The organism is Burkholderia sp. Tr-862, from assembly GCF_011753085.1.
Lineage (GTDB): Bacteria > Pseudomonadota > Gammaproteobacteria > Burkholderiales > Burkholderiaceae > Burkholderia > Burkholderia ambifaria.
This window is the reverse complement of sequence record NZ_VWWG01000171.1, coordinates 1-13,166: the sequence shown is the minus strand read 5'-3', so window position 1 is coordinate 13,166 and position 13,166 is coordinate 1. Positions and strand designations below refer to the sequence as shown.

The 13,166-nt window shown below is 67.9% G+C and carries 12 protein-coding genes and 1 pseudogene; 9 read left to right on the top strand and 4 right to left on the bottom strand.

The features are described from left to right. Positions 1-314 (bottom strand): annotated as a pseudogene (locus F3J14_RS35905) (mechanosensitive ion channel protein); the annotation flags it as partial. A gap of 28 nt (positions 315-342) precedes the next feature. Beyond that, a complete protein-coding gene (locus F3J14_RS29225) occupies positions 343-1,302 on the bottom strand; it encodes an LLM class oxidoreductase (protein WP_166725904.1) in 960 nt (319 codons plus the stop codon). Positions 1,303-2,413: 1,111 nt separating this feature from the next. Between F3J14_RS29225 and F3J14_RS29220 the strand changes: the two genes are divergently transcribed. The 4 genes from F3J14_RS29220 (at position 2,414) to F3J14_RS29205 (ending at position 6,002) form a co-directional block, all read left to right on the top strand. After that, positions 2,414-3,310: an NAD-dependent protein deacetylase gene (locus F3J14_RS29220; protein WP_166725903.1), complete on the top strand. Its 897-nt coding sequence runs from the start codon at positions 2,414-2,416 to the stop codon at positions 3,308-3,310. Further along, positions 3,307-3,948 carry a DUF938 domain-containing protein gene (locus F3J14_RS29215; RefSeq protein WP_166725902.1) on the top strand — a complete coding sequence of 214 codons (642 nt, stop codon included), beginning with the start codon at positions 3,307-3,309 and terminating at the stop codon, positions 3,946-3,948. Before F3J14_RS29220 ends, F3J14_RS29215 begins: the two co-directional genes overlap by 4 nt. 97 nt (positions 3,949-4,045) lie before the next feature. Then, positions 4,046-5,458, top strand: coding sequence for an NADP-dependent phosphogluconate dehydrogenase (gndA, locus tag F3J14_RS29210; protein ID WP_166725901.1), 1,413 nt, complete (start codon positions 4,046-4,048; stop codon positions 5,456-5,458). Between the two features lie 199 nt (positions 5,459-5,657). Then, complete coding sequence (locus tag F3J14_RS29205; protein ID WP_166725900.1) at positions 5,658-6,002, top strand: DUF4148 domain-containing protein; 345 nt, start codon at positions 5,658-5,660, stop codon at positions 6,000-6,002. Between the two features lie 109 nt (positions 6,003-6,111). Here the strand turns inward: F3J14_RS29205 and F3J14_RS29200 are convergent, their stop codons facing one another. After that, positions 6,112-6,432 (bottom strand): hypothetical protein, encoded by a 321-nt coding sequence (locus F3J14_RS29200; protein WP_166725899.1) that lies wholly within the window; start codon positions 6,430-6,432, stop codon positions 6,112-6,114. Positions 6,433-6,845: 413 nt separating this feature from the next. Between F3J14_RS29200 and F3J14_RS29195 the strand changes: the two genes are divergently transcribed. After that, the gene (locus tag F3J14_RS29195; protein ID WP_166725898.1) at positions 6,846-7,577 is read left to right on the top strand and encodes a peptidoglycan DD-metalloendopeptidase family protein; all 732 of its coding nucleotides are present in this window, start codon (positions 6,846-6,848) and stop codon (positions 7,575-7,577) included. A gap of 48 nt (positions 7,578-7,625) precedes the next feature. Here F3J14_RS29195 and F3J14_RS29190 read toward each other — a convergent pair whose 3' ends face one another. Next, positions 7,626-8,264 (bottom strand): Pr6Pr family membrane protein, encoded by a 639-nt coding sequence (locus F3J14_RS29190; RefSeq protein WP_166725897.1) that lies wholly within the window; start codon positions 8,262-8,264, stop codon positions 7,626-7,628. 234 nt (positions 8,265-8,498) lie between these two features. Between F3J14_RS29190 and F3J14_RS29185 the strand changes: the two genes are divergently transcribed. From F3J14_RS29185 to F3J14_RS29170, 4 genes are all read left to right on the top strand, one after another. Beyond that, positions 8,499-9,035 (top strand): cytochrome b, encoded by a 537-nt coding sequence (locus F3J14_RS29185; RefSeq protein ID WP_166725896.1) that lies wholly within the window; start codon positions 8,499-8,501, stop codon positions 9,033-9,035. Between the two features lie 155 nt (positions 9,036-9,190). Continuing rightward, complete coding sequence (locus F3J14_RS29180; RefSeq protein ID WP_166725895.1) at positions 9,191-9,559, top strand: DUF2946 domain-containing protein; 369 nt, start codon at positions 9,191-9,193, stop codon at positions 9,557-9,559. Between the two features lie 83 nt (positions 9,560-9,642). Then, positions 9,643-11,775, top strand: coding sequence for a TonB-dependent copper receptor (locus F3J14_RS29175; protein ID WP_166725894.1), 2,133 nt, complete (start codon positions 9,643-9,645; stop codon positions 11,773-11,775). Positions 11,776-12,004: 229 nt separating this feature from the next. Continuing rightward, positions 12,005-13,099 carry a triacylglycerol lipase gene (locus F3J14_RS29170; protein WP_166725893.1) on the top strand — a complete coding sequence of 365 codons (1,095 nt, stop codon included), beginning with the start codon at positions 12,005-12,007 and terminating at the stop codon, positions 13,097-13,099. The last annotated feature ends 67 nt before the right edge of the window (positions 13,100-13,166 follow it).

The following is a 13,166-nucleotide window of genomic DNA, read 5'->3' as shown; positions in this document are numbered from 1 at the left end:
GCGATCGCGCGCAACGTGGTTTCGACCTGTTCGCGCTCGCGCGGGTTTTGCAGGACGGAGAGGGCCTGCTGCGCCTGTTGCGGCGTCAGCGCGGGCACGGCGCCGGAGGCGGCCGATGCGGTGGCCTGGGCGGGGGCGGCCGCGTGGGCGGCCGAGACGACGGCGGCGAGCAGCCAGCCGAGCAGGAAATGTCGCATGAGTAGGCGTGCGGGCGCGCATCGAAGCGTGGCCCACCGGTCTGGACGATGGACGGAAGTTAACATGATCGCGATCGCAACCGAATAGTTCCGTCGATGAATATTCGATTCGGGCATACCGCGTGCGGCACGCGTTCCTAAGGAATCAGCTTGGCTCGTCGTGAAAGATCGGCAGCACGTGCTCGGCGATTTCCTCGATGACCTCGCGCACGGGCCGGTCCGAGCCGGGATTCAGCGTGACATGGTGCGTGCCGGCCGCGCGCATGTCCCGCAGAATGCCGATCAGCGCGTTCCGTCCGGTTGAGTAACCGAGCGACAGCGCGGTGGCCGGCGCATCGCGATTCGCATCGAGATCGAGCCGCATCGACACGCCGAACGCGCGAAAGGCCGGTTGTGCGAGCCGCTCGACCGCCGCGCGCCACATCGAATAGCGCGCACGCTGCGTGTCCGGATCGCGGTGGTACGTCATCCAGCCGATCGCGTTCCGTGCGATCCAGTCGACGCTTTGTCCGCCGGAGCCGACCGCGAGCATCGGCACCGCGTCATCGCCGCGCGGCAGCAGCGTGAAGTCGGGGGCGTCGGGCGGCGTTTCGTCGGGCAGCACGCGGGACGGCACGGCGAGCGCGGCCGCGACGATGTCCCAATGCCGGCGATACCGGTCGCGCCGCGTTTGCGGGTCGACGCCGAACGCCGCATATTCGGGCGGCCGGTCGCCGGAGCCGAGGCCGAGGATGAAGCGTCCGCCGGACAACGTCGCGACCGACAGCGCGCCTTTCGCGACATGCAGCGGATGACGCAGCGGCAGCACGATCGCGCCGCTCGCCAGCACGATCCGGCGCGTGCGCGCCGCGAGCGCGCCGAGCAGCACCCACGGATCGAGATGCCCCACCGGGTCGGGATAGTCGGCGCTGTTCAGCGGCACGTCGCGAATCCACAGCGCGCGAAAACCGAGCGCATCGGCCAGCGCCGCGAGTTCGAGCTGCTCGTTGAAATCCGCGACGGTACGACCGCTGCGCAGCAGCGGCAACGTCAGGCCGATCGACAGCCGCTCGGCCGAGAAGACGCGATGCGCGACGTCGGCGCGGTCGAAGGCGGGCAGGGGCATGTTGCATTCCTTGAAGACGGGGCGAAGTGCTCGCGCGCCGTACGGTGTCCGAATGCTAACGTGTTCGCGACGCCCGCGACGCGATCCGCAGCGTCGTGTCGCGCGGCGCGAGACCGAGGCGCTCCGCTACGCGTCGCGACGCCCGGTTCGGCGCCGACGTGCGAGAGCCGCGCGGCGAACGCGGCCAGCGTCGGGCGATTGTAAGCGGCTCGTCGGCATCGTGTAGGCGCACGTGTAGGGTCGGCCCACGCGTCCCGTTCCTGCAACGCCCGCGTTGCGCCGGCCGCCGTCGATCGCGCCGGCCGTTTCCCGTCGTTTCACTTTCGAAACATTCACGTATTCCTGTCGCCGTGCGATTTGCATCGGGGCCATTTCACCGGCCCGCGCGGCCTTGCGCCGCGAAGCATGGTGCGCTCCTTGCATATCTGTATGGGCCGTGAGCGCGATCGCGGGCGCAGCAGGGGCCGGGCGATCGCTTCAGTGGGTCGGACGTACAGAAGACGGGGACAAGAGAATGAAAACAGACCGAATCGCAACGCGCCGTGTTGCAAACATGAATCGCCGACCTGCCCGTGAATCTGCGTCGCCGTTGATTGCGGCGACGTGAGCGCGCGGCCTTCCGTTCCATCCGAACCAACCGGATTCGTTCTGAACGACGACGTGCAGGCGTGACGCGCGAGGCCGACGGGTGCCGGCCGGTCGTCGATGATGAACTGCCGGTGGATGCAGATGGGCGACCATGACCTCCGGATCGTCATGCCGACGCGCGAAACGCAGGCGCGCCGCGCCCGACGCATGCGCATGCGTGCCGCATGCGGTCCAGCGCGGCGCTCCGCGCAATATCAGGAAATAGAAGGTGTAGTTCAGGGGAAAGGTCCGCCGGCCGCGCCGCGGCAGATCCGATGACATTGTGCTGTCAATTGATCCACTACCCCGATGGATCAATTGTTGGAGCGCCCATCGCCATGTGGTCGATGGGCGTCTTTTTTGGTGCGCCGGTCTCGCGCGCGGACCGCCGGCCCGATCGCGCGGCGTTCTGTATCATGTGCTGGCGCGCTGGCCGCCCGTGCGGTGCACGACCTGCCGCCGCGCCCGAACACGCGCCGCCAACATGAACGACACCGCCTTGCACGACCCCTCATCCGCCAGCATCGATCCGGCCGCGCTCGATGCGCTGCACACGTTCGTCGAGCGCCATCCGCGGCTGCTCGTGCTGACCGGTGCGGGCATCAGCACGGATTCCGGCATTCCCGGCTATCGCGACCGCAACGGTCAATGGATGCGCTCGCCGCCGATCCAGCTGCACGAATTCCTCGGTTCCGACGCGGCGCGCCGACGCTATTGGGCGCGCAGCATGATCGGCTGGCCCGTGGTCGGCCGCGCGCAGCCGAACCGCTCGCACGTCGCGCTCGCGCGGCTCGGCGGCGCCGGCCGGATCGAGCGCCTCGTCACGCAGAACGTCGACGGCTTGCACCAGCGCGCGGGCAGCGGCGATGTGATCGAACTGCATGGCGGCATCGACCGGGTCACGTGCCTCGATTGCGGCGCGCATCACGCGCGCGCGACGATCCAGACCGTGCTCGAAACGGACAACCCGGAGCTGCTGGGCGCGCAGGCGGAGCCCGCCGCCGACGGTGACGCGCACCTCGAATGGGCCGCGCTCGACACGTTCCGCATTCCGGCCTGCCCGGCCTGCGGCGGGCTGCTGAAGCCGGCGGTGGTGTTCTTCGGCGAGAACGTGCCGCGCGAACGCGTGGCGCTGGCGTCGCAGGCGCTCGATGCGGCCGATGCGCTGCTCGTCGTCGGCTCGTCGCTGATGGTGTATTCCGGCTATCGGTTCTGCGTGTGGGCGCAGGCACGGAACAAGCCCGTCGCCGCGCTGAACCTTGGCCGCACGCGCGCCGATCCGATGCTGACGCTGAAGGTCGAGGCACGTTGCGCGCCCGCGCTCGACGCGCTGAACGCGCGGCTGGGCGTTTGCGGCGGTGCGCCGGAGCACGCATCGTGACCGGGCCGACGTCGTCGCCCGATCCGTCCGCGCGGCTGTCCGCGCCGGCCGCCGAGCGCAATCGCGGGCCGATCCTCGACGTGCTGCGCCGCGTGCTGCCGGCGAGCGGCAGTGTGCTCGAGATCGCGAGCGGCACCGGGCAGCATGCGGTCCATTTCGCGCAGGCGCTGCCGGGGTTGCGCTGGCAACCGAGCGATCCCGACGCGCAAGCGCGCCGCTCGATCGCTGCGTGGGTCGCGCATGCCGGCCTCGCGAACCTGGCCGAGCCGCTGGCGTTCGACGTGCGCGACGCGTCGTGGCCGGCCGCGGCGCTCGACGCGATCGTCTGCATCAACATGATTCATATCTCGCCGTGGGCCTGCACCAATGCGCTGTTCGACGGCGCGTCGCGCGCGCTGCGCCCGGGCGGCGTGCTGTTCCTGTACGGCCCGTATCGCCGCGAAGGCCGGCACACGGCGCCGTCCAACGAAGCCTTCGACCAGCAGTTGCGCAGCCGCGACCCGTCGTGGGGCGTGCGCGATCTCGAGGCGGTCGTGGCGCTCGGCCTCGATCGCGGGCTCGACTGCATCGAGGTCATCGAGATGCCGGCGAATAACCTGAGCGTCGTGTTCCGCCGGCTGCCGCACGCGGAGCAATGACACGCCGGCGCGCATCGCGGCCGGGTTTCCACTATCCTTTCGCCTGTGCGCGCGGCCCGGCTCGGGTCGCGCCCCGTTTTTTCCGGAGAATTGAATAATGGGCAAACAAGCCATCGGTGTGATCGGGCTCGCGGTGATGGGCCGCAATCTCGCACTCAATATCGAGAGCCGCGGTCATGCGGTATCGGTGTACAACCGCAGCCGCGCGAAAACCGACGAACTGATCGCCGAATTCCCCGGTCGCAATCTGGTACCGACCTATACGCTCGAGGAGTTCGTCGCGTCGCTCGAAACGCCGCGCCGGATCCTGATGATGGTGAAGGCCGGCGAAGCGACCGATGCGACGATCGCATCGCTCAAGCCGCTGCTCGAGAAGGGCGACGTGCTGATCGACGGCGGCAATACGCATTTCACCGACACGATCCGCCGCAACCAGGAACTCGCGCAATCGGGCCTGCATTTCATCGGCACCGGCGTGTCGGGCGGTGAAGAGGGCGCGCTGCGCGGCCCGTCGATCATGCCCGGCGGCCAGCGCGACGCATATGACCTGGTCGAGCCGATCCTCAAGCAGATCGCCGCGAAGGCGCCGTCGGACGGCGAGCCGTGCGTCGCGTACATGGGCCCTGACGGTGCGGGCCACTACGTGAAGATGGTCCACAACGGGATCGAATACGGCGACATGCAGCTGATCGCCGAGAGCTATGCGGTGCTGAAGGACGTCGCGGGCCTGACCAACGACGAACTCGGCGCGGTGTACACCGAGTGGAACCAGGGCGAACTCGACAGCTACCTGATCGAGATCACGTCGAAGATCTTCGGCAAGAAGGACGACGAAACCGGCAAGCACCTCGTCGACGTGATCCTCGATCGCGCCGCGCAGAAGGGCACCGGCAAGTGGACGAGCCAGAACGCGCTGGATCTGGGCGTGCCGCTGCCGCTCATCACCGAGTCGGTGTTCGCACGCGTGCTGTCGTCGCTGAAGACCGAGCGCGTCGCGGCCAGCAAGATCCTGTCGGGCCCGGCCGCCGCGCCGTTCGACGGCGATCGCGCCGCGTTCATCGAAGCGGTGCGCCGCGCGCTGTACCTGAGCAAGGTGATCTCGTACGCACAGGGCTTCGCGCAGCTACGCACGGCGTCGGAAGAGTACGGCTGGAGTCTCGACCTCGGGACGATCGCGAAGATCTTCCGCGCGGGCTGCATCATCCGCGCGCGCTTCCTGCAGAAGATCACGGACGCGTACGCGAAGGATCCGGCGCTCGCGAACCTGCTGCTCGACCCGTACTTCAAGGACATCGCCGCGAACTACCAGGCATCGCTGCGCGACGTCGTGGTGGCCGCGGTGAAGGCCGGCGTGCCGGTGCCGGCGTTCGCGTCGGCGGTCGCGTACTTCGACAGCTATCGTTCCGAGCGGCTTCCGGCGAACCTTGTGCAGGCGCAGCGAGACTTCTTCGGCGCGCACACGTTCGAGCGCACCGACAAACCGGGCAGCTTCCACGCGAACTGGTCGTAACGGGTTGCGAGGACGGTATTGTTGCGAAAATCTATTCTTTGAGTAGGGTTTTTCGTTCCCGGATCCCGGAATTGTTGGCTCCGCGGAAACAGTGTTTTCGTTCTTTCATGGTTTTCCCTAGGTGATCTCCGGACTAAACTTTGTTCAATCGCTGCAGACATGGTGTGTGCGGCGAAGCAAAAAAATCCCGGAGGTAATCATGAAATCGCTGATCGCAACGTTCGCTGCAGCTGCCGTCCTCGCCGTTCCCGCCGTGTCGTTTGCCCAACAGAACGCGCCCGTCACCCGTGCGCAGGTCAAGGCCGAACTGGCCCAGCTGCAACAGGCCGGCTACAAGCTGGGCAGCGACCGTACCGACTACCCGGCAGGCATCCAGGCAGCTGAAGCCCGTCTGAGCCCGCAACAGAACGTCGCTGCCGCCGATACGACCGGCTACGGCGCGCAACCGGCCGCCCAGCAAGAGTCGGGTGCTCCGGCAGCCGCCAAGACCGGCTGGCAAGTCAAGCGCGTGTCGGATGGCGCACCGGTCTACAAGGGTCGTTAATCGTCTCCGATCGCCGGCCGCATGCGCGGCCTGATCCGACCCCGCAGTACACGCAGCCCGTCGTTCCGCATCACGGAACGACGGGCTGTTTTCATTGGTGCCTGCCGCGTCAGTGCAGCGGCCGCGGGCCGCGGCCGATGTCCCGGAACAGCGCATCGGCGGGCTCGAGCGCCTGTAGCCACGCTTCGTCGTAGCCGCTCAGCGTATCGAGTGCGTCGCGCAGCCGCTCGATCGCGAGCACCGGCAGCTCGACGCTGTGCCGGGTGGCGCCGCTCAGGTGCGCGACGCTCGCCAGTTGGACGAGGGCGTCCGCGGCTTCGGCGACGTCCGTCGCGAACAGCAGGTGCCGGTTGAGCAATTCGACCAGGCCGCTGGAACCGGCGAAATCCTCGGCGTTGAACTGCACGGACAGAAACATCGCATTGTTCATGTTTATCTCCTCGTCATTGGCCGATCGTGCGTTGCATTTCGGAGTATAGGAGGTGGCCGGCAGCGGGGCGGTGGCCGGCCGGCCACCGCGGTCCGCCGGGCAGGAAGCCGCCCGGAAGCCCGCGCGGCGCGGCTTGCGGGCCGCTGGCGCCCGGCCGCGGTGCCGCAAGAGTGTTGCCGGATCGGGCGCCTGTCGCGGTCCCGAGCGCGACAAATGGTATCTTTCACGATCGGGACGACGTGCAAAACGCGCGAAAAAGGGGCCGGTGAGCCCCGTCGCGTCGGCGTTCCGCTGTGGAAACTGACGGCCGCGAGAGCGGTCGGATACTGGTTGGTCCGGCCGTGCGGCCGGACATCGTGCGTCGCGTGCCGGAGGGCGGTGGGCGGCGCATCGACGCAAATCCGGGAGGACCCTTGAGAAAAACGATTCCGATCCACGATGCGCTCGCGCGCTGGTTGCCGCAGGCGGCGTTCGTCGTCGCGGCCGCCGCGCTGACGGGCTGTACGATGACGCCGTGGACCGACAGCTGGCAGCCGGTGCGACCGTCGAAGCCCACGTCGGCCGCCACGCCGGGCGTGATCGCCGGCTATTACCGCGTGAATCCGGGCGACACGCTCGCCGGCATCGCCGCCGCCTACGGGCAGCGCGTGCAGGACCTGGCCAGCTGGAACCACATGTCGCCCAATGACGCCGTGTCGCCCGGCCAGGTGCTGCGCGTCGCGCCGCCGCCTGCCGCGACGTCGCTCGGGCAGCCGTCCGCCGCGGCGCAACCGGGCTCGCTGGCATGGCCGGCCACGGGAGTCGTCGCGGCGCCGTTCTCCGCCGGCAGGACGCGCGGCATCGTGATCGCCGCGTCCGGGCCCGACCATTCGGTGCGGGCCGCGGCAAACGGGCGGGTGGTGTACGCCGGGTCCGGCGTCAAGGCGTACGGCCCGCTCGTGATCCTGAAGCACGACAACGGGCTCATCACGGCCTACGGGCACAACGGCAAGCTGCTCGTCAATGAAGGCGACGCGGTGCGTTCGGGCCAGCCGATCGCCGAGATGGGCACCGACGCGAGCGGCCGCTCGACGTTCGAGTTCGAAGTCCGGCAGAACGGCAAGGTCGTCGATCCGATGAACTTCCTGCCGCGCAACGGCGGCTGACGCGCCGCATCACGACGTGTGCGCCTGGCGGCGCGCACGTTCCCGCCTTCATCCTTCCTTGAGCTCCGTGGCGTCAGATTGCCTCGCATGATTGCCGAGCCAGCGAATGCCCACCGCGAGTCCCGTCGCGCCAAGCGCGATCATCGAACACTGAATCGCGACCGGCAGGTAGCCATTCGGCCGCGGATCGACGAACGGATAGGGATACCAGTTCTCCACTGCGCCGCGCACGAGCGTATAGCCGAGATAGACGATCGGAAAGCCGAGCCATGCGAGCGCGCTGCGCCACGGGATCGGCGAGCGCGGCTCCACGTACAGCCAGTCGCACAGCACCACGAGCGGCACGATCCGGTGCAGGACCCAGTTGTTCAGGGCCGGCGTGACGTGTAGCAGTGCATCGAGCCGAGCGAGCAGCAGTTCGTAGACGATCGCGGTGATCAGCATGTAGAGCACGGCGGCGCCGCGCATCGATTCGTAGCGGGCCGAGCCGGGGCGCGTGACGCGCGATAGCCCCGCGACCAGCATGGCCGCCGCATACAGACTGCTCAGTTGTGTGAAGTAGCTGAGGTAGTTGCCGAGATGAAAGGTCGGCATGGCCCAGTAGTCGGCGACGCTGTGCAGCGTGGTGGACACCGCGAGCAACGCGGCGATCAGCCGGTAGGCCGCAACGAAGAACGCTTTGCTCATGATGCCCGCGCAACGTCGCACCAAAGCTTCATCGTGCCACAGCCATCGGCGCGCGCGATGCGGATTTTCCATATGACGGCGCGGTGACGCGACAGCTGCGCGGATTCTTCGGATATTTGATCCGGCCGGGCAACACCGGCCGCACGCGGGGCTACAATCGGTGCAGCCGCCGGGTACCGCCCGGCCGCTGCATCTGCCTGCCCCGCATGCCAAACGAGAAACACGAGACCAAGCATGAGAAATATCCTCGCGAAACAGACGCGCTACAGCTCGCCTGCGATCTTCTTTCACTGGATCATCTTCCTGCTGGTGGCGCTGGCCTACCTGGCCATCGAGATTCGCGGACCGAAAGGCAGCGACAGTCGCGCGTTCTGGATGAACGTGCACTTCCTCGCAGGTACGTCCGTGCTCGTGCTCTCGGTGCTGCGCGTGTTGTGGCGGATGATCAGCCGCGTGCCGGAGCCCATTGTGCAGGCGCCGCTGCTCAAGTGGCTGTCGAAGCTCGCGCATGTCGCGCTGTACCTGTTCATCATCGCCCAGCCGCTACTCGGCATCATGATGATCAACATGGGCGGCAAGCCCGTGTCGCTCGACTGGATCGGCGTGTCGTTCACGCTGTTTGGCCCGGACAAGGCGCTGCGGCCGACGATCAAGGCGGTGCACGAACTGCTCGGCAATGCGTTCTACTTCGTGATCGGCCTGCATGCGCTGGCCGCGCTTTATCACCATTTCATCCGGCGCGACGACGTGCTGCGACGCATGGCACCGTGATCGCCGCGCGCTGAAGCCGCGCAGCAGCCGGGGCGCATGGTTGTGTTGACAACCATGCGCCCCCGGTTCGTTTACCGCGATGCGCGACTGGCCTTCGCGGCGAACCTTCTGTAACATCTCGGCTGTTTTTACATTCCGCTTACGCGTCGCCGCGCATGCTGCACCGACATCGTCACCTGACCGCCTGGCTCGGCGTGTTCGCGATCTGGCTCGCGATCGCGTCGCCGCTGGTGTCGCAGTGGCGCCTCGCACGGATGGCAATCCCCGACGCGATTGTCTGCGGCAGCGAGCCTGGCACGCACCGCGCGCCCGATGCAGGCCACGCGCACGATCACGCGCTGCATCTCGACGCGTGCGGCTATTGCGGCTTCTTCGCGCACAGTCCCGCGATCGGCGGCGCGGCCGCCGTATCGTTCGCTGTCGTCCCCGTCCATGTCGTTTCCGCCGTCGCGCCGCATGCCGTCGCGCCGCGTGCCGCCCCCTATCCGCGCGCGTATCCACGCGCACCGCCCGAGCGCGCCTGACGCGCTGCCTTCCGTTCCATTCATCGCCGAAATCCGTGCGGTCCGTCGAGGCCGCGTGGAGGGCGTCACTCGGGCTTTCGATCATGACCATTCTTTCCTTGCGCGCGCCGAGGGCGTCGCGCCATTGCCGGGCGCGGCGCGTGCCGCGCATGCTGAAACTCACCCTTCCCGCGCTGGCCGTCGGCGCGATGACCGCGGCGGCCGCCGCGACTGAAGCCGCACGTGCGGCCGGTACGCCGACGGACGACGCGGCCGTGCTGTTGCCGCCCGTCGAAGTCGTCGCGTCGCCGCTGACGACACCGCTCGTCATCGTCACGGATCCGAAGACGCCGCGCCAGCCGCTACCGGCCAGCGACGGCGCCGATTATCTGAAGACGATTCCCGGCTTCACGTCGATCCGCAGCGGCGGGACGAACGGCGACCCCGTGCTGCGCGGGATGTTCGGTTCGCGGCTGAACATTCTTGCGAACGGGATGCCGACGCTCGGTGCGTGTCCGAACCGGATGGACGCGCCGACCTCGTATATCGCGCCGGAAAGCTATGACAAGGTCACGGTCGTGAAGGGCCCGCAGACCGTGCTGTACGGCCCCGGCGCATCGGCCGGCACCGTGCTGTTCGAACGCGTGACGCCGCGTTTCGAGCGCCCCGGCATGCGTTTCGACGGCAGCGTGGTCGGCGGGTCGTTCGGCCGCAACGACCAGAACGTCGACGTGACGGCCGGCACGCCGGACGTCTATGGCCGCGTGAGCGCGAACCACGCGCACGCGCAGGACTACAAGGACGGCAACGGCAACACCGTGCCGTCGCAATGGGACAAGTGGAACGCGGATGCGGCGCTCGGCTGGACGCCCGACGATCACACGCGCGTCGAGCTGACGGCCGGCACCGGCGACGGTTATGCGCGCTATGCGGGGCGCGGGATGGACGGCGCGCATTTCCGCCGCGAGACGTTCGGCCTGTCGTTCGACAAGCGGCATCTCGGCGACGTGCTCGACCGCATCGAGGCGCGCGTGTACTACAACGAAGCCGACCATGTGATGGACAACTACACGCTGCGGCAGCCCGACCCGACCAGCAGCATGCCGATGCGGATGGCATCCGAAGTGCGGCGCCGCACGCTCGGCGCGCGGGCGGCGGCGACGTTTCGTTTCGGCGACGACTTCAAGCTCGTGACCGGCGTCGACGCGCAGTCGAACCGGCTCGATGCGCGCTCGGCGATGGGGCGGCAGAACTACGGCGACCAGCCGTGGGATGCGCAGGCGACGATGTGGAATGCGGGCGCGTTCGGTGAGCTGACGTGGTACGCGAGCGATGCGTCGCGCGTGATCGGCGGCGCGCGGGTCGACTACGCGAGCGCCCGCGACAAGCGTGCGACGACGAGCGGGATGATGGCGAGCAAGCCGAATCCTACCTTCGACGACGATCGCGCGCGCGTGCTGCCGAGCGGCTTCGTGCGCTACGAGCGCGATCTCGCGTCGCTGCCGGTCACGTGGTATGCGGGGATCGGTCATGCGGAACGCTATCCGGACTACTGGGAGCTGTTCTCCGCGAAGCGCGGGCCGGCCGGTTCGGTCAACGCGTTCTCGGCGGTGCAGCCGGAGAAGACCACGCAGCTCGACATCGGCGCGCAGTACAAGAGCGACCGGGTCGATGCGTGGGTGTCGGCCTACGCAGGCTATGTGCAGGACTACATCCTGTTCAATTACGCGGCCGGGATGATGGGACCGACCACGCAGGCGACCAACGTCAACGCGCAGATCATGGGCGGCGAAGCCGGGGTGTCGTGGCGGCCGGTCGCACCGCTGCGCGTCGAGACGTCGCTTGCATATGCATGGGGGCGCAACGCGACGAGCGGCGATCCGTTGCCGCAGCTGCCGCCGCTCGAGGCGCGCGTGGGGCTCGAATACACGCGCGGCGCATGGTCGGCCGGCGGCTTGTGGCGGATCGTTGCGCCGCAGCATCGCTATGCCCTGAACGAGGGCAACGTGGTCGGCAAGGACTTCGGTCCGAGCGCCGGGTTCGGCGTGCTGTCGCTGCATGCGCAGTACAACGTCAGCAAGAAGGTGCAGATTTCGGTCGGCGTCGACAACCTGCTGGACAAGGCCTATACCGAGCACCTGAATCTCGCCGGCAACGCGGGCTTCGGCTATCCGGCGAACGCGCCGGTGATGGAGCCGGGGCGTACGGCATGGCTGCGCGTGAGCGCGAAGCTCTGATGCCCGGCGCGTGTGCGATGCAGCATGCGCGCGCATGGACGCGACCCCGCCCGAACCGGCGGGGCGCGTCAACCGATTAGAGAACCGTATCTAGTCAGGGCGCAAACGTTCGCGACTCGTGCTTCACTCCGGCATTCGACGCACATGGTGCCCGCGACTGTCGGCAACGTGCCGTGCGCGTCGATCCGATCTCATTCGCACCGGCAGCACAATAATCAGGAGAACATGCATGGCCAGATCGATGCGTTCCAGGGTGGTGGCAGGGGCAGTGGCATGCGCGATGAGCGTCGCGCCGTTTGCGGGGACGACCGCGGTGATGACGCTCGCGACGACGCACGCGGCGATGGCGGCGACCGCGCCGTCGGACAACTACGCGGCGACGCGTTATCCGATCATCCTCGTGCACGGGCTCACCGGCACCGACAAGTACGCGGGCGTGCTCGAGTACTGGTACGGCATCCAGGAGGACCTGCAGCAGCACGGCGCGACCGTCTACGTCGCGAACCTGTCCGGATTCCAGAGCGACGACGGTCCGAACGGACGCGGCGAACAGTTGCTCGCTTACGTGAAGACGGTGCTCGCCGCGACCGGGGCGACCAAGGTCAACCTGGTCGGTCACAGCCAGGGCGGCCTCACGTCGCGCTATGTCGCGGCCGTCGCGCCCGATCTCGTCGCGTCGGTGACGACGATCGGCACGCCGCATCGCGGCTCCGAGTTCGCCGACTTCGTGCAGGGCGTGCTGGCCTACGATCCGACCGGGCTATCGTCGTCAGTGATCGCCGCGTTCGTCAATGTGTTCGGGATCCTGACGAGCAGCAACCAGAACACGAACCAGGACGCGCTCGCCGCGCTGAAGACGCTGACGACCGCCCAGGCAGCCACGTACAACCAGAACTATCCGAGCGCGGGCCTCGGCGCGCCGGGCAGTTGCCAGACGGGTGCGCCGACGGAGAGCGTCGGCGGCAATACGCACCTGCTGTATTCGTGGGCCGGCACGGCGATCCAGCCGACTATTTCCGCATTGGGCGTCACGGGCGCGGCCGACACCAGCACGATTCCGCTGATCGATCCGGCGAACGCGCTCGACCTGTCGACGCTTGCGTTGCTCGGCACGGGCACGGTGATGATCAATCGCGGCTCGGGCCAGAACGACGGGCTCGTGTCGAAGTGCAGCGCGTTGTACGGGAAGGTGCTGAGCACGAACTACAAGTGGAACCATCTCGACGAGATCAACCAGTTGCTCGGCGTGCGCGGTGCGTATGCGGAAGACCCGGTCGCGGTGATCCGCACGCATGCGAACCGGCTGAAGCTCGCGGGCGTGTGATCGATGGCGGCACGTGAAGGACGCGCGCCGCTGGTGCGGCGCGTGGCGGTCTACGGTGCGGTGGGGA